Genomic DNA, 20312 nt, shown 5'->3' on the forward strand with positions numbered 1-20312 from the left:
AGAAAAACAGCGCATGGGGCGAGCCAGCGGCTCGCCCCGCGTCGTTCCGTGGCTGACGCGCCGGCGCGAAACTGTTTTGACCCGGCCCGCTTGCGGCTATAATTTTGCATGAAAGCAAAAAACAACCCCGCAGCCATCAAGGACGGTCTGGCATGATCAGCCCCAAAAACCTCAAACGCATCGGCGTCATCGGCGGGGCCATCGCGCTGGCGGCGCTGATCGGCCACAGCGGCGGCCTGTTCAATTTTTCGCGCATCGCCCCGGGCCAGGAGCCGTCGCCGCCCGGCGAAATGGTCCGGCCGGTCAGAACCATCACCGCCCAGAAAACACAGTGGCCCGAATGCTTCGAGGCCGTGGGCGCCGTGCGGCCGCGCACCGAAACCAAGGTCGAGGCCCAGATCAGCGGCAAGGTGCTCAAGGTCGAGGCCCGGCCGGGGGCCATGGTTCAACAAGGCCAGCTTTTGGTGCTTTTGGACGCCCAGCAATACGACGCCCGCCTGGGCCAGGCCCGGCAAGACCTGAACGCGGCCAGGGCCGCGGCGGTGCTGGCCCGCGCCGAGCACGGCCGCCTGGAGCGCCTGTTTCAACGCGGCGCGGCCCCCAAGCGCGATCTGGACCGGGCCGTGGAAAACCTGGCCCGGGCCCAGGCCATGGTCCAGCGCGCCGAGGATCAGGTGGAGGAGGCCCGCCTGGCCCAGAGCTACGCCAGCGTCAAGGCCCCGGACACCGGCCGCATCACCGAGCGGCTGATCGAGCCCGGCGACATCGCCCTGCCCGGCCGCACGCTGTTTTTGCTGGAGACCGGCGGAGCCCCGCGCCTGGAGGCCCTGGTGCGCGAAGGCCTGATGGGCCGGGTGCGCCTGGGCCAAGAGCTGGAAGTGGTTATCCCGGCCTTGGATAAAGCCGTCTTGGGCCGAGTGGAGGAGATCGTCCCGGCGGTGGACCCGCGCACGCGCACGTTTCTGGTCAAGGTGGTGCTGCCGCCGACCCAGGGCCTTTATTCGGGCATGTTCGGCCGGTTGCGCATCCCGGTGGGCCAGCGGCCGGTGGTGACGGTGGAGAGCGCGGCCATTGGCCGGGTGGGCCAGTTGGAGATGGTCCGCGTCAAGGACGGCGACAATTGGCGCGGAGTTTACGTGACCACGGGCCGGGCCAGGGACGGCCAGATCGAGGTGCTCTCGGGCCTGGCTGGCGGCGAGACCCTGGCCGTGGAAGGCGACCGGCCATGAGCGAACGCGCCAATTCGGGCGGAACCGGCCTGATCGAAAAAATCGTCCGGCCCTTTTTGCAATCGCAACTGGCGGTGCTGCTGATCATCGCGGCGTTGTGCCTGGGCGCGGCGGCGATCTGGGCCACGCCCCGCGAGGAGGAGCCGCAGATCGTGGTGCCCTTGGCCGATGTCTTCGTGCAAGCGCCGGGGGCCAGCGCCGAGGAGGTGGAAAAGCTGGTGGCCACGCCGCTGGAGCGCCTGCTGTGGCAGATCGACGGCGTGGAGCACGTCTATTCCACCAGCATGCCCGGCCAGGCCGTGGTCACGGTGCGCTTTTTCGTGGGCCAGCCCCGCGAGGCCTCGTTGGTCAAGCTGCACAACAAGATCATGATGAACCAGGACGCCGCGCCGGCCTTGGTCAAGGGCTGGGTGGTCAAGCCGGTGGAGATCGACGACGCGCCCATCGTCACCATCGCCCTGCATTCCAACAAGCTCGACGACCATCAACTGCGCCGCGTGGCCGAGGAGGTCATGGCCCGCCTGGCCGAGACGCCAGACATCAGTCGCACGGCGGTCATCGGCGGCCGGCCCCGGGAGATCCGCGTCGAGCTGGACCCCAAGCGCCTGGCCGGCTTCCAGGTCACGCCCGAGGAGGCGCAAGCGGCCCTGGCCGGGGCCGACGCCTCGCTCAAGGCCGGCCGCTTCAACCAGGCCGACCAGGCCCTGGAGCTGACCAGTGATTCGTTTTTGACCAGCCCCCACGACGTGGCCGAGCTGGTGGTGGGCGTCTTTGACAACCGGCCGGTGTACCTGCGCGACGTGGCCACCATCACCGACGGCCCGACCGAGGCCGTCAGCTACACGCGCATCGGCTTCGGCGCGCGGGCCTTGCGCCAGGCCGGCCGAGCGCCCGACGACTGGTCGCGTCCGGCGGTGACCATCGAGTTGGCCAAGAAAAAAGGGGCCAACGCCGTCAGCGTGGCCGATGAGATCGTCGCCCGGCTGGATGAACTGCGCGGCGCGGTCTTGCCAGGCGACGTGGAGGCCACCATCACGCGCAATTATGGCCACACCGCCCAGGCCAAGTCGGACGAGCTGATCGAATCGCTTATTTTCGCCGTGCTGACGGTGGTGGCCTTGCTGGCCTTCACCATGGGCTGGCGCGAGGCCCTGGTGGTGGCGGTGGCCGTGCCGCTGTCGTTCGCCCTGGCGCTTTTTGTAAACTATCTGTTCGGCTACACCATCAACCGGGTGACCATGTTCGCCCTGATTCTGTCGCTGGGCCTGGTGGTCGACGACCCCATCACCAACGTCGACAACATTCAGCGACATATCCTGATGGGCCGCCAGCGGCCGTTGGAGGCCACCCTCGCCGCCGTGCGCGAGGTGTTGCCGCCGGTGATCATGTCGACATTGGCCATCATCGTCTGCTTCACGCCGATGTTTTTCATCACCGGCATGATGGGCCCCTACATGGCCCCCATGGCCATCAACGTGCCGCTGACGGTGACTTTCTCCACGCTGTGGGCGCTGACGATCGTGCCGTGGCTGAGCTACAAGTTGCTGCGCGGGCGCTCGCCCCTGGCTGGCGGCGCGCCCATTGCCGCCGGAGCGCCGGCCGAGACCACGCCCGAGTGGGTGCGGCGGGGCTATCGGGCGCTGATCGAGCCATTTCTGGACCGGCGCGGGCTGCGCTGGCTGCTACTGGCGGTGATCCTGGCCCTGCTGGCCGGCAGCCTGTCACTGGTGGGTTTGCGCCTGGTGCCGCTGAAAATGCTGCCCTTTGACAACAAGAACGAGTTTCAGATCGTCCTAGACTTCCCCGAAGGCACGACCCTGGAGCGGGCCGACCGCGTCTGCCGCGATTTCGAGGCGTTTTTGGCCACCGTGCCGGAGGTCGTTGATTTCTCCACCTTCGTGGGGCTTTCGTCGCCCATCGATTTCAACGGCCTGGTGCGGCATTATTATCTGCGCCAGGGCGGCGAGGCCGCCGACATCCGCGTCAACCTGCTGCCCAAGGACCGTCGCCAGCAGCAGAGCCACGAGATCGTCCTGCGCCTGCGGCCGGCGCTGACGGCCCTGGCCCGGCGCGCCGGCGTGAACATGAAGCTGGTGGAGACGCCGCCCGGCCCGCCGGTGCTGTCGACCATCGTCGCCGAGGTGCGCGGCCAACCCGGCCTGACCCACGATCAGCTCATCGCCGCGGCCAAAAAGCTTTCGGCCATGCTGGCCAAGGAAGACATGATCGTCGATATCGACGATTCCTCGCAACAGCCGCGCCAGCGCATCGATTTTGTCGTCGACAAGGAAAAGGCCGCCCTGCACGGCGTCAGCGCCCAGCGCATCATCCAGACCATGCGCCTGGCCGTCAGCGGATCATGGCCGGCGGCCGTGCATCTGCCCAACGAACGCCAGCAGTTGATGATCCGCCTGACCCTGCCCCGCCCGGCCCGCTCCAGCATGGCCGAACTGGCCGAGACGCCGGTCAAGTCGGCTGGCGGCCAGGTCATACCCCTTGGCGAGCTGGGCGTTTTCCAGCAATTGCCGGCCGAGCAGCCCATCAACCACAAGGACCTGGGACGCGTGGTCTATGTCTACGCCGAGGCGGCCGGGCGTTCGCCGGCCACGGCCATCCTGGACATGCAATCGCGCCTGGACGCCGAGCCGCTGGGCCCCGGCGTCAGCGTGGAGTGGGCTGGCGAGGGCGAGTGGCAGATCACCTTGCGGGTCTTCCGCGATCTGGGCCTGGCCTTTGGCGCGGCGCTGGTGGGCATCTATATTTTGCTGGTGTTGCAGACTGGCTCGTTCGCCTTGCCGGTGCTGTTGATGGTGGCCATCCCGCTGACGATCCTGGGCATCATGCCCGGCTTCTGGCTACTCAACCTGGTGGGCGCGGCCCCGGTGGGGCCCTACGAAAATCCGGTGTTTTTCACCGCCACCAGCATGATCGGCATGATAGCCCTGGGCGGCATCGTCATCCGAAACTCGCTGGTGCTGATCGAGTTCATCCAGCAGGCCATGGCCGAACGCGGACTCGATCTGCGCGAAGCCATCCTGCGTTGCGGGGCCGTGCGCTTCCGACCCATCGTGCTCACCGCCGCCACCACGGCCCTGGGGGCCTGGCCCATCACCCTGGACCCGATCTTCTCGGGCCTGGCCTGGGCCCTGATCTTCGGCCTGCTGGCCTCGACGGCCTTTACGCTGGTGGTGGTGCCGGTGGTCTATTACCTCACGCAAAAAGGCCGCCAGGGCGCAACCCAACGCTGAAAGCGAAACACCGGCCGCTCCTCGACGCTTTCGCCGATGAGCGGCCGGTGTCGCCTTTGGCCTAAAAGATCGCGTTGCCGGGGCTATTTGCTGGTGAGCACCGCCAGGATGCGCGCCGGTTGATCGCCCAGCGCCCGCACGTAGTGGGGCGCGCCCGAGTCGTAGTAGATCGAATCGCCCGGCTCCAAGACTTCGCGCACCTCGCCGACCACGGCCTCCATGCTGCCCTCCAGCACGAAGATGAACTCCTGGCCGTCATGCTGCGAGGCGGGTTTGGCCTCGGCGTGGGGATGGAGCGTGACCACGAAGGGCTCCATGGCCCGGTTGGCCTTGGCTGCGGCCAGATGCTCGTAGGAGTAGCCATAAGAGGTGTCGGCGTCGCCGGCGCGGCGGCTGATCGGCTGACGCTGGCTGGCCCGCACCACGGCGTGGGCCGCCTGGGCCCCGCCGGCGATGAGCGTGCCCATCTCCGAGCCCAAGGCCTTGGCCAGCTTCATCAAAACGCCCAGCGGCGGGCTGAGCCGGCCCTCCTCGATGGCCGTCAGCTCGCCTTCGGACAGGCCCGTGCGTTGCGAGACGTCGGCCAAATCCAGGCCGCCGGCCTGGCGCAATGCCTGGATGCGTCGGGCAAGGGGCGCGTCGTCGACCTGGCTGACGCCAAGGCCGGCCACCTTCTCGACGCCGCGCAGAAATTCCTCTTGGCCGCCGGCCCGCGACGGGGCGCATTGTTCATCGATCACGGCTGATTCGCGGTTGTCTTTGGGATCCATAGTCCTCCCCCTTTGGGCGTTGTGGCTACATTATAGCCATATTATCGCCAGGGTGAATCACTTTTTGCCCAAAGTCTCCAGCATAAAGCCGGCGCCGCGCTTGAGGGCGTCGGTGTTGATGGGAATCATGCCGTGATAACGCGGATCAAGGGCCTTGGGCAGGGCCTTGATGACGTCGCGCACCTCCAAGACCTTGCTGACCTGCACCAGCGCGCCCAGCATGACCATGTTGCCCAGGCGGGGGTTGCCCACCTCCTTGGCCAGTTCCATGGTGGGCACGAAGGTGACGTTTTTGGCCCGCGAGCTGACGTGTTCTTCCTCGACAAGGCTGGAGTTTACAAGCAGATGGCCTTGTTTCTTGACACGTGGCCCGAATTTTTCGGCCGAGGGCCGGTTCATCACCGCGGCGGTCAGCGGCTCGTGGATGATCGGCGAGCCCACCGGGCGCTCGCTGACGACCACCGTGCAGTTGGCCGTGCCGCCGCGCATCTCCACGCCATAGACGGGCATGTAGGTCACGTGTTTGCCGGCCTCCATGGCGGCGTAGGCCAGCATGTTGCCCATGAGCATCACGCCCTGGCCGCCGAACCCGGCGATTATGCAGTCAAAATACATCGCTTTCGCACCTCGGGTTAGAGCGCCTGGCGGTCTTTGAAAACGGCCAAGGGGAAGTAATCGGCCATTTCCTCGCCGACCCGCTTGTTGGCCTGCTGGGGCGTCATCTTCCAGTTGGTGGGGCAGGCCGAGAGAAACTCGACGAACGAAAAGCCCCATCTGTTCACCTGGTATTCGAAGGCCCGGTGCAAGGCCTTTTTGGCCTGCTGCAAGTTCTTGATGTTGTTGACCGCCACCCTGGCCACGAAGGCCGCGCCTTCCAGGGTGGCCAGCATCTCGCTCATGCGGATGGGCAGGCCGGCGTCGGCGGCGCTGCGGCCATAGGGCGAGGTGGTGGTGACCTGGCCTTCCAGGGTTGTCGGGGCCATCTGGCCGCCGGTCATGCCAAAGACGGCGTTGTTGACGAAAACCACGCAGATGTTTTCTCCGCGGTTGGCCGCGTGGACGATCTCGGCGGTGCCTATGGCCGCCAGGTCGCCGTCGCCCTGGTAGGTGAAAACGAAGTTTTCGGGCCGGGCGCGCTTGACGCCGGTGGCCACGGCAGCGGCCCGGCCGTGGGGGGCCTCGACCACGTCGACGTCGAAGTAGTCGTACAAAAACACCGAACAGCCCACGCTGGCCACGCCGATGGTCTTGCCGCGCAGGCCGAAGGCGTCGAGTTGCTCGGCCACCAGGCGGTGGATCACGCCGTGGTGGCAACCGGGGCAAAAATGGGTGGCCACGTCCTTGAGGGACTGGGGCCGGTCAAAGACCTGTTGCAAAGCCGCCTCGGACATTTAGGCCCTCCTCTTTTTCCAGGCTTTGTCCACCTCGTGGGCCAACTCGTCGGGGGTGGGGATCGACCCCGGCGGACGGCCGTAGAAATCAACCGGGGCCACGCCCTCCACGGCCAGGCGCACGTCCTCGACCATCTGGCCGGTGTTCAGCTCCACCACCATCAGATGGCCGCTCTTCTCGGCGGCGCGGCGCACGGCGGCGCTGGGGAAAGGATAGAGGGTGATCGGGCGCAACAAGCCGATCTTGCGGCCTTTTTCGCGCAGAATGTCGATGGAGGTCTTGAGGATGCGCGCCACCGAGCCAAACGCCGCCACGATCATCTCGGCGTCGTCGGTCAGGTATTCCTCGAAACGCACTTCCTTGGCCATGCGCGCATATTTTTTGGCCAGCTTCCAGTTCTGCTCGGTCAGCTCGCCGTCGGCCAGATAGAGCGACTTGAGGATGCGCTGAGGGCGGCCCTCGTTGCCGGTCAGGGCCCAGTCTTTTTGGGGCGGCTTTTTGTGATAGGGCTTCAGCTCCACCGGCTCCTTGATCTGGCCGATCAGCGCGTCACCCAAAATGACCACGGGATTGCGATACCTGTCGGCCAGATCAAAGGCCAGGATCGTCAGATCGTAGTTTTCCTGGGCCGTGGACGGGGCCAGCACCAGGGTGCGATAGTCGCCGTGGCCGCCGCCGCGGGTGGCCTGGAAATAGTCGCCCTGGGAGGGATGGATGCCGCCCAGGCCGGGGCCGCTGCGGCTCATGTTGACCACCACCGCCGGAATCTCCGAGCCGGCCAGGTAGCTGATGCCCTCCTGCTTGAGGCTGATGCCTGGGCTGGAGCTGCTGGTCATGGCCCGTGCGCCGGTGGCCGAGGCCCCCAGCAGCATGTTGATCGAGGCCACTTCGCTCTCGGCCTGCAAAAACACGCCGCCCACCTTGGGCAGGGTGGCGCTCATGTATTCGGGGATGTCGTTCTGAGGCGTGATGGGATAGCCGAAATAGAAGCGACAGCCCGCTTCGATGGCGCCCATGGCTATGGCCTCGTTGCCCTTGATTAGCACTCGCCGCGCCATGTTAGCCTCGCTCCTGCTTGAAGACCCGCAGGGCCACGTCCGGGCAGAGCTGGGCGCAGAAGGCGCAACCCGTGCAGGGCTTGTCGCCGTCGTCGCTAAACTCCACGTAGTTGTAGCCCTTGGCGTTGATGTCCTGGCCCAGGCGCAGACAGCCCCGCGGGCAGGCCTCCACGCACAGGCCGCAGCCTTTACAGCGCTCGCTGATGATCGTCACCTTTGCCATGGCATGTCTCATTTTAAGGCCCCGAGGGCCGCTCGCAACCCGTCGGGATCTTGCACGTTGTGGACCGTCACGGAACCTTGCGGGGCGGTCTTGTTGATCAATCCGGCCAAGACGTTCTTGGGCCCGGCCTCGATGAAAACCGTCACCCCCATGGCCAGCATGGCCTCGACCGTCTGCACCCAACGCACCGGCGCGGTGAGTTGGGCCGTCAAATGGCCCCTGAGCTCCTCGGCCGCGGCGGCGGGCGCGCCGCTGGCGTTGGGGATCACCGGGCAGGCGGGCTCGGCAAAGGCCGTATCGGCGATGGCCCGGGCCATGTCCTGGGCCGCCTGGGCCATCAATGGGCTGTGCCAAGCGCCCGAGACCTTCAGGGGCAGGGCCTTCCAACCCATTTCCTTGGCCTTGGCCGAGGCGACGGCCACGGCGTCCTTGGCCCCGGTGATCACCGTCTGCTGGGGGGTGTTGTAGTTGGCCGGCTGGACCATGCCATCCACCGCCGCGCACAGCTCGGCGGCCTGCTGAGGCGTGGCGCCCATGATCGCGGCCATGGCCCCGGGATTGGCCTGGGCGTCGCGGTCCATCAGGCGGCCGCGCAGGCTCACCAGCTCCAGACAGCGCCCGGCCGAGATCACCCCCGCCGCGGCCAGGGCCGCGTATTCGCCCAGGCTGTGGCCGGCCACCACGTCGGGCCGCGCGCCGGCCTCGACCAAAGCGGCCCAGCAGGCCAGGTTGACCGCCGTCACCGCCGGTTGCAGGTTGACCGTGCGGGTCAGCTCATCCATGGGCCCCTCGAAGCACAGCTTGGCCAAGGGCAGGCCGCTGGCCGCCTCGGCCTGGGCGAAAATATCCCTGGCCACGGCCGATGAATCAAAAAACGCCTGGCCCATGCCCACGAACTGGGAGCCCTGGCCAGGGAACACCACTGCTAGTTTCGCCATGGATCCTCCAGAAATGCGCGCCGCGCCCCATGCCTGGAACAGATGCGGGCCGCCCACAAAAAACGACCCGCCAGGGCGGGAAAATAAAATCTACCCAATGGCTCTGGACCTGTCAACCAGATGCTATCACGAGAGATGGCGGCGGCGAGGTTTGCTCGCCACAACGGTCGTCATTGCTGGGGATGGGCCCGGAGGCTAACTACAGCCTCCGTCGTCGGTCAGCTCGTCGGTGCATTTTTCCAGGCAGGCCCGGCAGTCGTCGACCTGGGCCGGGCTGACCGCGATCTCCGAGCGCCCGCAAAAGCGGCGGAAATTCTTCAGCCAGTCCTCGCCAGAGCGCGGGCAGGTGCGCAAAAAGCCCAGAAACTGCACCAGGCGGTCCATGGCCTCGTCGTCCATGGCGTGTTCGACGCGACAGGCGTTTTCCTCGGCGGAGTTGGAGGACAGCATGAGGATGTGCTGGAAAAAGTCCTTGAGCACCGCGTGGCGCTCGACGATCTTGCCCGCGACATCCTCGCCGGCGTTGGTCAGGGTGGTGTAGCTGTAGGGCTCGTAGTTGATCAGGCCCTTTTCGGCCAAGGCCTTGAGCGCACCGGTCACCGAGGCGCGCGAAACGCCCATGCGGTCGGCGATGTCCTTGGCGCGGGCCACCTTCTTGTCGGCCTGCAGGTGATAGATGGCCTCGAGGTAGTCTTCCAAGTTGGACGAAAGATTGTTTTGTTCCTGTTGAACCATGTTTATTCCCGCGTTGGTTTGCTTTTAGCATCTGTTACATTTATAACGATTTTTCAGGCCCGGGGCAACGCCAATTCCTGAACAGGGGCCGGCGGCGGCGCGGCGGCCAAGGCCCCGGCCCGCAAAACCGCGCCATCATGCGCCTTGACAGGTGGTCCATTTTTGCACTATTGGAGTCTAGCTTGACACGATTTGCCGCAGAAAGGATTGGCATGGGCCTGTTTCGCCGCAAAACGCCGCTGGACGCCGCCGACAACGCCCAGTTCATCGATCTGGCCTATCACATCATCCTGGGCCGCGCGCCCGACGCCGAAGGCCGCAAGCATCACTTGGCCAGGCTGGATTCCGGCCAGGTCAGCCGCGATGGCGTTATCTACACCTTCGCCACATCGGATGAGTTCAAGCATCGCGTCAGGATTCTATACGATCCAACCGATATTCTTTTTGATTTTGTCGAACTTGACGACGGCTCGGCCTTTGAAAAGCACGTCCAATCACAGCCTTTCGAGGGCGCGCAGCTCTGCGAACTGGTCAACCCGCGGCGCTGGCTGGAGGATGGATGGCGGGCCTATCAGCGGGAGATGACCATCATTCCCATGAGCCTTTCCGACATGCACCGCAAGGGTTGGGAGTGGACCCAGACCATCTATGGCCTGGATTTGCTGGGCGCGCTGGGGCCCGAACGGCGCTGCCTGGGCGTGGGCGCCGGTCACGAGCCGGTGGCCTATTGGCTGGCCAACAAAACCGGCGAGGTCATCGCCACCGACCTATATGAAGGATCCTGGGCCGTCGACGGCAGCCGCGAGGGCGACCCCACCGTGCTCGACGACCCCAAAAAATACGCGCCCTTCCCCTACCGCGAGGATCGGCTGCGCTTCATGCGCATGGACGGAACCAAGCTGGACTTCCCGGACGAGTCCTTCGACGTGGTGTTTTCCATCTCCAGCATCGAGCATTTCGGCGGCCACGAGGCCTCGGCCCGCTCCATGGCCGAAATCGGCCGGGTGTTGAAGCCCGGCGGCGTGGCGGCCATCGCCACCGAGTGCATTGTCAACGATTCCAACCATCAGGAATTCTTCCGCATCGAGGAGCTGGAGCGCTACATCGTGGCCCCTTCGGGCCTCAAGCTGATCCAAAAACCGACCTTCCGCCTGCCGCGCAAGGCCATCGAGCGACCCACGATCATGCCGGACGAACAAACGCACACGCCGCACATGGCGCTCAAGGCGGGCAACGTGGTCTACACTTCCGTCTTGTTCTTTTTTCAAAAATATTGAGCCCGGCCGGCCGTGACGGCTTGGCCCGCGGCGCCGCCCCGGCGCTGGCCATCGTGGCGGACCAACCGCGCATGCAAGAATTTTGCCTTTACCGCGATGAGAGGGCTGGCTATACTTTGGAAGGCTTGGCCACGGCCCATAAACGCCAGCAATCGAGCGCCGGAAAACGCCTCGATCGGAGACGGACGACAATTTTGAGACGTTCTCAATTGATCATCATCGCCACCTTGTCGGCGATAATCCTGGGCGTGGCCGTGGCCGTTTTCGTGCACGAGCCGGCCCGCTTGCCGGTGTTCGACGATGAAGGCGGTTCGCCGCTTCTGGCCGCCGACGGCCAGCCGCGCATGCGCGGAGTGACCTACACCCACGTGGAAAACGGCGTGCGCAAATGGTCCCTGACCGCCTCGGGCGCCAAGCAGAACCCCGAAGCGGAAAGCTTCACCCTGGCCGACGTGCGTTTGGAGTTCTTTCCCAAGGGCGGCGGCAAGGTGACCATTCGCGGCAACACCGGCCGCTACGAGCGCGGCAAGCGGACGATCATGCTCGAGGGCGACGTGGTGGCCACCACCCACGACGGCATCCGCCTGGTCACCGACAACCTGGCCTACAACGACGTGGACCAGACCGTCGACACCGACGCGCCGGTGCACATCAGCGGAGTTGATTTCGACCTCAAGGCCAAGGGCATGCGCGTGTTCGTGCCCCAAGACAAAGTCGTGTTCAAAAAAGACGTCGTGTCCAACTTCATCCCGTCGGGCGAGGGACCGCCGCCCGGAGTGACGATGGATTGACAAAACATTTCGCCTGCCTGGGAGGATTGTTCTCATGAAGCGCCTGACTATCGCCGCCACCCTTTTCGTTTTTTGCCTTTTCGCGGCCGGCGCGGCCCTGGCGGCCGAACTGGTGGCCAGCGACAAGCCGATCAACGTCGACGCCGACAGCCTGGAAGTGGACAACAAAAACAACGTGGCCCACTTCATAGGCAAAGTCACCGCCAAGCAAGGTGACGTGAACATCGTCTGCGACCAACTCGATGTCTATTACGACAACACCGACAAGCCCCGGCAAGAGGCCCCGGCCCAGGCCAGCGGCGAATCGGCTCTGGGCCTGGGCGGCGGCGACGGCCGGGTGACCAAGGTGGTGGCCCTGGGCCACGTGCGCGTGACCCAGAAAGACCGCGTGGCCGTGGGTCGCAAGGGCACCTATTGGGCCGGCGCGCGCAAGCTGCTGATGGAAGGCAACGCCACCGTCTGGCAGGGCAAAAATCAAGTCGCCGGCGAAAAGATCACCGTGTTTTTGGATCAGGACCGAGCCCTGGTGCATGGCCAACCCGGCAAGCGCGTCTCGGTGACCATCGTGCCAGACAAAAAGAAATAGGACGGCGAACGGCAAGTGGCCAGACTGAGCATGCATAAACTGGTCAAGGTGTACGGCCGCAGGCGGGTCGTCGACGACGTCTCGCTGGAGGTCAACGACCAGGAGATAGTCGGCCTTTTGGGCCCCAACGGCGCTGGCAAGACCACGTCTTTTTACATGACCGTGGGCATGATCCACCCCACCGAGGGCGATATCAGCCTCAATGACGAAACCATCACCCAGTTGCCCATGTATCAGCGGGCCCGCAAGGGCATCAGCTATTTGCCACAGGAGTCGAGTATCTTCCAGAAACTCAGTGTCGAGGACAACATCAAGGCCATCCTGCAAACGCTGCCGCTGGACGAGCGGGCCCAGGAAGAACGCCTGGAGCGCCTGCTCGACGACCTGGGCGTGGGCCATCTGCGCAAAAACAAGGCCTATTCGCTTTCGGGCGGCGAGCGGCGGCGGGTGGAGATCAGCCGACTGTTGGTCACCGACCCCAAGTTCATCCTGCTCGACGAACCATTCGCCGGCATTGACCCCATCGCCGTCGGCGACCTGCAAGAGATCATCCGCCACCTGCGCGACCGGGGCATCGGCGTGCTGATCAGCGATCACAACGTACGCGAGACGCTGTGCGTCTGCGACCGGGCCTACATTTTGGCCCAGGGCAAGGTCATCGAGCAGGGCGACCCCGAGCACATCGCCCAGAGCGAGGTGGCCAGGCGAATATATCTCGGCGAAGAATTCAGTCTGTAGGTTCGCATGGGCCTGGAGATCAAACAAGCGCTCAAGATGACCCAGCAGTTGGTGATGACGCCCCAACTGCAACAGGCCATCAAATTGTTGCAGCTCTCCAGGCTGGAGCTGGCCGATACGATCAACCAGGAGTTGCTGGAAAACCCCATGCTGGAGATGGTCGAGGAGACCGACCAGCAGCAGCGTCAGGAAGACGCCGACTCCGGCGGAGAGCCGGCCGACGCCACCGGGCCCGATGGCCCGCTGACCCAGGATCTGGGCGTCCAGGCCGAGGGTTCGGGCGAGGTTGACGTCCGCGAACAGGTCAGCGACGAGTTCGACTGGGAAAACTATCTGGGTGAATATTCCTCGGCCACCCGCGCCGAGGAGAGCGCCATCCACGAGGACAAGGACGCCCCGCCCTACGAGAGCCTGATCACCCGTTCGGCCTCGCTACAAGAACATCTGCTGTGGCAACTCAAGATGTCGCGGCTCGACGACGAACAAATGCGCGTAGGCGAGCTGATCATCGGCAACCTGGACGGCGACGGCTACTTGCAGTCCTCGTTGGAAGACATCGCCCAGCAACGCGGCGTTTCGCCGGCCCAGGCCGAGGTCGTGCTCAAGGTCATCCAGCAACTAGACCCCCTTGGCGTGGCCGCCCGCGACCTGCGTGAATGCCTGCTGATCCAGGCCCTGGAGCTATATCCGCAGCACGACGTGGCCCTCGACATCCTCGAAGGGCACATGGACCTGCTGGAAAAACGGCAATACCAGCAGATCGCCAAAAAGCTGGGCGTCGGTCTCGATGAAGTGGCCGAGGCCCTGGATATCATCCGCCTGCTGGACCCCAAGCCCGGCCGCTCGGTCAGCGAGGAAGAGCCGCAATACATCACGCCCGACATCTATGTCTACAAGATCGACGGCGAGTTCGTCATCGTGCTCAACGAAGACGGCCTGCCCAAACTGCGGGTCAACAATTTCTATCGCGACTCGTTGGCCAAGGGCGGCGACCCCAAGGCCAAGGAATACGTCCAGGACAAGCTGCGCAGCGCCATGTGGCTGATCCGCTCGATCCATCAGCGCCAGCGCACGATCTACAAGGTCACCGAGGCCATCGTCAAGTTTCAGCGCGAGTTTTTCGAGCGCGGCGTGGCCCAGCTCAAGCCGCTGGTGCTACGCGACGTGGCCGAGGAAGTGGGCATGCACGAATCGACCATCAGCCGGGTGACCACCAACAAGTACGTCCACACGCCCCAGGGCGTGTTCGAGCTGAAATATTTCTTCAACAGCGGCATCAACCGCGTGGATGGCGGCTCGCTGGCCTCCGAGGCGGTCAAGGATCGCATCCGCCATCTGATCGCCGAGGAAGACCGTTCGCGCCCCCTGTCCGACCAGACCATCGCCGAAATGCTCAAGAAAGAGGACATAGACATCGCCCGACGCACGGTGGCAAAATACAGAGAGATGCTGGGCATCTTGCCGTCCAGCCGGCGTAGGGAACCCCTGGGAGGGCTGCCAAAAGCGAACGGGCGCTAAAAAGGCCGTTGACAATGACGCCCCCCCGGGATATGCACTACATTTGTCCCGATCAGCCTTGACAGAGCAGCAAGGAGGCCGTTGCCATGCAGATTCAGGTTGCGTTTCGCAATGTTGAACCATCCGAGGCCATTAAGGAATACGCTCGCGACAAGGTCGGCAAGGTCCAGAAGTACCTGGACGGGCCGATCGAGGCCAATGTCACGCTCCAGGTGCAAAAGCACCGCCACGAAGTGGACGTCAATATCTTCGCCGGCGGCCTGAAGATCCACGGCAGCGAAACCACTGGCGACCTTTATAGCGCCATCGACCTGGTCATGGACAAGCTCGAACGTCAGTTGCGCCGCTATCGCGACAAGCTGACCAACTTCGGCCGCAACGGGCGCAAGGGCCGCGAGGTGCCCTACCAGGTGGCGGTCTACCAGCCCGAAGCCCTGGTCGATAGCCCCCAGCCGGCCACGGTCATGTCCGAGAGCCTTACGGCCAAGCCCATGGATGTCGACGAGGCGGCCATGCAGTTGGATCTTTCCGAGGACGACTTCATGGTTTTCATCAACGCCCGCACCGACACGCTCAATGTCATTTACCGGCGCTCCGATGGCAATTTTGGCTTGATCGAGCCCCAATAACGAACAAGCCGCGGCATTATGAAGCTAACCGACATACTCAGCAAGGATCACATCATCGCCGACCTCCGCTCGCGCACCAAGCGCGGTGTGATGGAGGAGCTTTGTCAGTCCCTGGCCAGCACCCACCCCGACCTGGAGCCCGGTCGGCTGATGGAGGTGCTCATCGAACGGGAGCGCCTTGGCTCCACGGGCATCGGTGACGGCATCGCCATTCCCCACGGCAAGACCGACAAGGTCGGCGAGCTGATGCTGGCCTTTGGCCGTTCGCTGGCGGGGGTGGATTTCGACTCCCTGGACGCCAAACCGGCCCATCTGTTCTTTTTGGTGGTGGCCCCGGAAAACTCGGCCGGCGTCCACCTCAAGGCCTTGGCGCGCATCTCGCGGCTTTTGAAAAGCACCGCCGTGCGCCGCGAGCTGTTGGAGGCCGCCGACGCCATCGAAATTTACGAGATAGTCGCCGCCCAAGACGAGGAGTTTTGACCGCGAGGGCGCGCCTGTCGCCCGATGGCCCACGGGCCGCGGCCGGGAGCCTGGGATGACCGACGAAAAACAGCATGGCCGAGGCCGCTTCGTTGTCATCACCGGGCTTTCCGGTTCGGGCAAGTCCTCGGTGCTCAAGGCCATGGAAGACCTGGGCTATTACGCGGTGGACAACCTGCCGCCCCAGTTGTTGCCGTCGTTTGTCAACCTGCCGCTCAAGCAGCTCGACGATTCGTTCAAGGTGGCCTTGGGCATGGACATCCGCGGCCATCTTTTCCCCGAGATTTTTCCTGGCGTTTTTAGCGAACTGCTGCAGGAAGGCTTTCCATTGGAGATGCTCTTCCTCGAGGCCAGCGATGACGTGCTGCTGCGTCGTTTTTCCGAGACGCGGCGGGCCCACCCCGTGGCCAGGGCCAACGACGGCCTGGCGGCCAGCATCCGGCGCGAACGCGCCCTGCTGGAGCCCATCCGGGCCATGGCCAATCAAGTCCTCGACACCAGCAAGTTCACCATCCACCAACTGCGCCGGGCCATCGCCGGGCTCTACAGCGACTCCGACGCCGCCGCGGGCATGCAGGTCAACATCATGTCCTTTGGCTACAAGTTCGGCCTGCCCGGCGAGGCCGACCTGGTCATGGACGTACGTTTCCTGCCCAACCCCTATTTTGTCGACGAACTGCGGCCGCTCGGCGGCAAGGACGAGCCGGTGGCCGAGTTTGTCCTATCGCAGGAGGCGACCAAGGCCTTTTTGGGGCGATTCTTGGATCTGCTCAAGTTCCTGATCCCCCACTATCAAAACGAGGGCAAAAGCCGCCTGACCGTGGCCATCGGCTGCACTGGCGGCCGCCATCGCTCGGTGGCCCTGGCCGAATGGCTGGCCCGCCAGCTCTCGTCGGCCGAAACCACCGTCACCGTCCGTCACCGCGATTTGGACGAGGGGGCAAAGTCGTGATCGGCATTATCGTCATCACCCACGCCCGGCTGGGCCGGGAGTTGGTCAACGCGGCCGAATTCATTTTGGGCAAGATCGAGCGGATCGAGACCATCTCCCTGGAGCCCCAGTCCAAAACCGACTTTTTAAGCGCCCAACTCGAGGCGGCCCAGGCCAAGGTCGACGGCGGCGATGGCGTGTTGATCCTCACCGACATGTTCGGCGGCACGCCCAACAACATCTCGCTGGCCTATTTTGACGAAGGCAAGGTCGACGTGGTCACCGGCGTGAACCTGCCCATGGTCATCAAAGCGGCCACCAGCCGGCAAGGCAAGGCCCTGGCCGAACTGAGCCGCGCCGTGCGCCAGGCCGGTCACGACAGCATTTCGGCGGCCAGTGAGCTGCTCGCCTCCTGACAAGCCGGCCCAGCCCCTGGACGTGTGCGTGACGGTCATGGGCCGCGATCACCTACGCCAGGTGTCGGCCATCGAGCGGGCGTCGTTCAGCGCGCCGTGGCCCGAGCATTTTTTTCTGGCCCACACCCTGCACCCCAACAGCCTGCCCTTGGTGGCCTTGTTGCCGCCGGCCGGCTTGGTCGTCGGCCATCTGATCATCTGGCTGGCGCCGGGCGAAAGCCTGGCCCAACTGCAGAATTTGGCCGTCAATGAAGCCTTCAGACGGCGGGGCGTGGCCGGGCGGCTGCTGAGTCACGGCCTGCATCTGGCCAAGCGGCGGGGGGCCAAACGCATGCGCCTGGAGGTGCGGGCCGGCAATCGGGCCGCCGCCCTGCTCTACGAGCGCTTCGGCTTTCGCCAAACCGGCCTGTTACCCGACTATTACGCCGCCGAGGGCGAGGACGCCCTGGTCATGGAGTTGGCCCTGGACGACGGCCGGCCGGCGGCGGGGGCTTAAAAGGATTGTGCCCGGGGGCGATCCATCGTATAATCTTTTTGCGGCAATTCATTGGAAATGCAGGGTAATTTACCGCATGTCCATTGACGCCCGCGTTTTTTTGACGGCCGGCCGCGTCGCCCTGGACCAGGCGCTGGCCGACAATTGATTCGACCGACCCGAAGACAGCGGCCGGCCTCGCCAACCAAGGGGGTGGTTTTGTGAAATATATCAATCAGCTCGAAGACTTGAAAGACAAACGCGTCCTGATCCGCGTCGACTTCAACGTGCCCCTGGACGAAGAACGCAACATCGCCGACGACAACCGCATCCGCGCCGCTCTGCCCACCATCAACTATGTCCTCGACGAAGGCGGCAAGGTCATCGTGGCTTCGCACATGGGCCGCCCCAAGGGCAAGCGCGTGGAGTCGCTGAGCATGGCCCCGGTGGCCCGCCGCTTGGGCCGCCTGCTCAAGAAAGAAGTGGCCCTGGCCCCGGATTGCGTGGGCCCCGAGGTGGAGAAAATGGTCTCGCAGATGACTTCGCCAGGGGTTATCATGCTGGAAAACCTGCGTTTTCACGATGGCGAGACCAAAAACGACCCCGAGTTCAGCCAGGCCCTGGCCCGGCTGTGCGATGTTTATGTCGATGACGCCTTTGCCGTGGCCCATCGCGCCCACGCCTCGGTGGTGGGCGTGACCCAATACGCGCCAGTGAGCGTGGCCGGCTTCACCATGAAAAAAGAGCTGGACTACTTCCGGCGGGCCATGATCGACCCGGCCCGGCCCCTGGCCGCGGTCATTGGCGGCGCCAAGGCCGTCACCAAGCTGGAGGCCCTGGAAAACCTGCTCAATCACGTGGACAAGATCATCGTCGGCGGGGCCATGGCCAACACCTTCCTCAAGGGCGTGGACTACAGCGTCGGCAACAGCATGTTCGAGCCCGAACTGGTGCCGGTGGCCAACTGTCTGCTGCGCAAGGCCAAGGAGCTTGGCGTCAAGCTTTACATCCCCGTCGACTGCGTGGTCGCCGACCGTTTCGACCCCAAGGCCGAGACCATGATCACCACCGTCCAGGAAGTGCCCAACGACTGGATGATCCTCGACATTGGCCCGGCCACCAGCATGCTCTACCGCGAGGCCCTGGCCAACTGCAAGACCGTCATCTGGAACGGCCCCATGGGCGCTTTCGAGATGGACGCCTTCAGTCGCGGCACCTACAACATGGTCTCCACCGTGGCCCAGAGCTACGCCCTGTCCATCGTCGGCGGCGGCGACACCGACGTGGCCATCCACCGCCTTGGCGAGACCGACAACATCAGCTACATCTCCACCGGCGGCGGCGCGTTTTTGGCCATGCTCACCGGCGATGTGCTGCCGGCGGTCGAGGCCCTGGGCGGGGCCACGGGCATGGAGGTCAAGGGCGAGCGTGACGAAAAATGCTTCACCAAACAACGTGGTTAGGGGAGGCGTCATGAACCGTCGAATCATGGTGGCCGGCAACTGGAAGATGTACAAGACCATCGACCAGGCCGTGGCCTTGGCCAAGGCCGTGGCCGCCGGACCGGCCCGTCAGGGCCTGGATGTGCTCTTGTGCCCGAACTTCGTCTGCCTGGAGGCCGTGGTTCGGGCCGTGGCCGGCAGCCACGTGCAGGTGGGCGGGCAAAACCTGCACTGGCAAGACGAAGGGGCCTTCACGGCCGAAATCAGCGGCCCCATGTTGCGTTCTGTCGGGGCCAGCCACGTAATCATCGGCCACTCCGAGCGCCGGCAGTTTTTCGGCGAGACGGAAAAGACCGTGCGCATGCGCCTGGCGGCCGCCTTGCGCCACGGGCTCAAGCCCATCGTCTGCGTGGGCGAGACCCAGGCCGAGCGCGAGTCCGGCCAGACCGATGACGTCCTGGCCAGCCAACTGGCCGGCGGCTTGGCCGGCCTGAGCGCCGCCGAGATGGTCAAAGTGACCTTGGCCTACGAGCCGGTCTGGGCCATCGGCACGGGCCTGACCGCCAGTGACGAGCAGGCCCAGCAGGTTCACGCCTTTATCCGCGCCTGGCTGGCCGCCCGTTTTGACAATCAGGTTGCAAACTCGTGCGGAATCCTGTATGGAGGTAGTGTCAAGCCGGCCAACGCGGCCGGCCTTTTGCGTCAAAAAGATATCGACGGCGCTCTTGTTGGCGGCGCATCACTGGACGCGGACAGTTTCCTTGGTATAATTGCGGCCGTCTGAGGCTTTTTCGATTGGGAATGCGCCAATGCAAATCGCGCTGATTTTGCTTCATCTGGTGGCCTGCGCCATTTTGGTGCTGGTGGTCTTGCTGCAAACCGGCAAGGGCGCGTCGTTGGGCGCGGCCTTTGGCGGCGCCTCGCAGACCGTCTTCGGCTCTTCCGGGGCCCAGACGTTTCTGGGCAAGATGACCACCATCGTGGCGGTGATCTTCATGGTCACTTCGCTGACGCTGGCCATCACCGCCGGCGGCAAGGGCTCCAAATCGGTCATGGCCGACGTGGCGCAGCCCGCCGCCCAGCAGGAAAGCGCGCCGCCGGCCCCGCCCAAGGCCGATGCGACGGCCCCGGCCCCGACGGCCACCGATAAAGGCGTGGCTCCGGCGGAAAAGCCCGCGCCGCAAGCGCCGGCGGCCCCAGCCAAGCCAGCCGAGGGCAAGTAGTTTATCAGGATCAGCAAAAACGCCGTGGTGGTGGAAATGGTAGACACGCCGTCTTGAGGGGGCGGTGGGGAGACCCGTGCCGGTTCAAATCCGGCCCACGGCACCAAGTATAGATGCCCAAGAAACAACGACGAAGCCGGCCAGAAATGGTTCGGCTTCGTCGCTTTTTGGGCTGAACGGCCGGAGTGGCGCCATTCCTTGCGCATACGGTCT

The 20312-nt window shown here is 64.5% G+C and carries 22 protein-coding genes and 1 tRNA gene; 16 read left to right on the top strand and 7 right to left on the bottom strand.

The features are described 5' to 3' along the window. The first annotated feature begins 152 nt into the window (after positions 1 to 152). Together DEBA_RS09725 and DEBA_RS09730 are read left to right on the top strand one after the other, a co-directional pair. The gene (locus tag DEBA_RS09725) at positions 153 to 1229 is read left to right on the top strand and encodes an efflux RND transporter periplasmic adaptor subunit (protein WP_013258754.1); all 1077 of its coding nucleotides are present in this window, start codon (positions 153 to 155) and stop codon (positions 1227 to 1229) included. Continuing rightward, a complete protein-coding gene (locus tag DEBA_RS09730) occupies positions 1226 to 4477 on the top strand; it encodes an efflux RND transporter permease subunit (RefSeq protein ID WP_013258755.1) in 3252 nt (1083 codons plus the stop codon). Before DEBA_RS09725 ends, DEBA_RS09730 begins: the two co-directional genes overlap by 4 nt. 83 nt (positions 4478 to 4560) lie before the next feature. Here the strand turns inward: DEBA_RS09730 and DEBA_RS09735 are convergent, their stop codons facing one another. The 7 genes from DEBA_RS09735 to DEBA_RS09765 form a co-directional block, all read right to left on the bottom strand. After that, positions 4561 to 5247 (bottom strand): cupin domain-containing protein, encoded by a 687-nt coding sequence (locus DEBA_RS09735; protein ID WP_013258756.1) that lies wholly within the window; start codon positions 5245 to 5247, stop codon positions 4561 to 4563. A gap of 57 nt (positions 5248 to 5304) precedes the next feature. Further along, on the bottom strand, positions 5305 to 5862 hold the full coding sequence (locus DEBA_RS09740) for a 2-oxoacid:acceptor oxidoreductase family protein (RefSeq protein ID WP_013258757.1): 558 nt from the start codon (positions 5860 to 5862) through the stop codon (positions 5305 to 5307). A 17-nt stretch (positions 5863 to 5879) separates the two neighbouring features. Then, the gene (locus DEBA_RS09745) at positions 5880 to 6623 is read right to left on the bottom strand and encodes a thiamine pyrophosphate-dependent enzyme (protein ID WP_043815551.1); all 744 of its coding nucleotides are present in this window, start codon (positions 6621 to 6623) and stop codon (positions 5880 to 5882) included. Between the two features lie 15 nt (positions 6624 to 6638). Next, complete coding sequence (locus DEBA_RS09750) at positions 6639 to 7697, bottom strand: 3-methyl-2-oxobutanoate dehydrogenase subunit VorB (RefSeq protein WP_013258759.1); 1059 nt, start codon at positions 7695 to 7697, stop codon at positions 6639 to 6641. A gap of 1 nt (position 7698) precedes the next feature. Beyond that, positions 7699 to 7920, bottom strand: coding sequence for a 4Fe-4S dicluster domain-containing protein (locus DEBA_RS09755; RefSeq protein WP_013258760.1), 222 nt, complete (start codon positions 7918 to 7920; stop codon positions 7699 to 7701). Positions 7921 to 7928: 8 nt separating this feature from the next. Next, positions 7929 to 8858, bottom strand: coding sequence for an ACP S-malonyltransferase (fabD, locus tag DEBA_RS09760; protein WP_013258761.1), 930 nt, complete (start codon positions 8856 to 8858; stop codon positions 7929 to 7931). A gap of 195 nt (positions 8859 to 9053) precedes the next feature. Then, entirely contained in the window at positions 9054 to 9593 is a 540-nt protein-coding gene (locus DEBA_RS09765) for a metal-dependent transcriptional regulator (protein WP_013258762.1), read from the bottom strand. A gap of 212 nt (positions 9594 to 9805) precedes the next feature. On the opposite strand from DEBA_RS09765, the gene DEBA_RS17075 reads away from it, so the two are divergent. The 14 genes from DEBA_RS17075 (at position 9806) to DEBA_RS09835 (ending at position 20205) form a co-directional block, all read left to right on the top strand. After that, positions 9806 to 10870: a methyltransferase domain-containing protein gene (locus tag DEBA_RS17075; protein WP_013258763.1), complete on the top strand. Its 1065-nt coding sequence runs from the start codon at positions 9806 to 9808 to the stop codon at positions 10868 to 10870. Between the two features lie 194 nt (positions 10871 to 11064). Further along, entirely contained in the window at positions 11065 to 11661 is a 597-nt protein-coding gene (gene lptC / locus DEBA_RS09775; RefSeq protein WP_187288535.1) for an LPS export ABC transporter periplasmic protein LptC, read from the top strand. Positions 11662 to 11695: 34 nt separating this feature from the next. After that, on the top strand, positions 11696 to 12247 hold the full coding sequence (gene lptA / locus DEBA_RS09780) for a lipopolysaccharide transport periplasmic protein LptA (RefSeq protein WP_013258765.1): 552 nt from the start codon (positions 11696 to 11698) through the stop codon (positions 12245 to 12247). A 30-nt stretch (positions 12248 to 12277) separates the two neighbouring features. Further along, complete coding sequence (lptB, locus tag DEBA_RS09785) at positions 12278 to 12985, top strand: LPS export ABC transporter ATP-binding protein (protein ID WP_013258766.1); 708 nt, start codon at positions 12278 to 12280, stop codon at positions 12983 to 12985. Positions 12986 to 12991: 6 nt separating this feature from the next. After that, positions 12992 to 14503, top strand: a complete 1512-nt coding sequence (rpoN, locus tag DEBA_RS09790; protein WP_013258767.1) for an RNA polymerase factor sigma-54 — start codon at positions 12992 to 12994, stop codon at positions 14501 to 14503. Between the two features lie 86 nt (positions 14504 to 14589). Further along, the gene (gene hpf / locus DEBA_RS09795) at positions 14590 to 15132 is read left to right on the top strand and encodes a ribosome hibernation-promoting factor, HPF/YfiA family (protein WP_013258768.1); all 543 of its coding nucleotides are present in this window, start codon (positions 14590 to 14592) and stop codon (positions 15130 to 15132) included. An 18-nt stretch (positions 15133 to 15150) separates the two neighbouring features. Beyond that, positions 15151 to 15612 (top strand): PTS sugar transporter subunit IIA, encoded by a 462-nt coding sequence (locus tag DEBA_RS09800; protein ID WP_013258769.1) that lies wholly within the window; start codon positions 15151 to 15153, stop codon positions 15610 to 15612. A 55-nt stretch (positions 15613 to 15667) separates the two neighbouring features. Continuing rightward, the gene (gene rapZ, locus DEBA_RS09805) at positions 15668 to 16564 is read left to right on the top strand and encodes an RNase adapter RapZ (RefSeq protein ID WP_013258770.1); all 897 of its coding nucleotides are present in this window, start codon (positions 15668 to 15670) and stop codon (positions 16562 to 16564) included. Next, positions 16561 to 16959 carry a PTS sugar transporter subunit IIA gene (locus tag DEBA_RS09810; RefSeq protein ID WP_013258771.1) on the top strand — a complete coding sequence of 133 codons (399 nt, stop codon included), beginning with the start codon at positions 16561 to 16563 and terminating at the stop codon, positions 16957 to 16959. The genes rapZ and DEBA_RS09810 overlap by 4 nt, the downstream gene beginning before the upstream one ends. After that, positions 16940 to 17455, top strand: coding sequence for a ribosomal protein S18-alanine N-acetyltransferase (gene rimI, locus DEBA_RS17080; protein ID WP_050762308.1), 516 nt, complete (start codon positions 16940 to 16942; stop codon positions 17453 to 17455). The genes DEBA_RS09810 and rimI overlap by 20 nt, the downstream gene beginning before the upstream one ends. A 200-nt stretch (positions 17456 to 17655) precedes the next feature. Next, positions 17656 to 18897, top strand: a complete 1242-nt coding sequence (locus DEBA_RS09820) for a phosphoglycerate kinase (RefSeq protein WP_013258773.1) — start codon at positions 17656 to 17658, stop codon at positions 18895 to 18897. Positions 18898 to 18907: 10 nt separating this feature from the next. Continuing rightward, positions 18908 to 19660: a triose-phosphate isomerase gene (tpiA, locus tag DEBA_RS09825; protein WP_013258774.1), complete on the top strand. Its 753-nt coding sequence runs from the start codon at positions 18908 to 18910 to the stop codon at positions 19658 to 19660. Between the two features lie 25 nt (positions 19661 to 19685). After that, positions 19686 to 20099 (top strand): preprotein translocase subunit SecG, encoded by a 414-nt coding sequence (gene secG, locus DEBA_RS09830; protein WP_013258775.1) that lies wholly within the window; start codon positions 19686 to 19688, stop codon positions 20097 to 20099. Between the two features lie 21 nt (positions 20100 to 20120). Continuing rightward, a tRNA-Leu gene (locus DEBA_RS09835) sits at positions 20121 to 20205 on the top strand. Positions 20206 to 20312 lie beyond the last annotated feature (107 nt).

Source organism: Desulfarculus baarsii DSM 2075 (assembly GCF_000143965.1).
GTDB lineage: Bacteria > Desulfobacterota > Desulfarculia > Desulfarculales > Desulfarculaceae > Desulfarculus > Desulfarculus baarsii.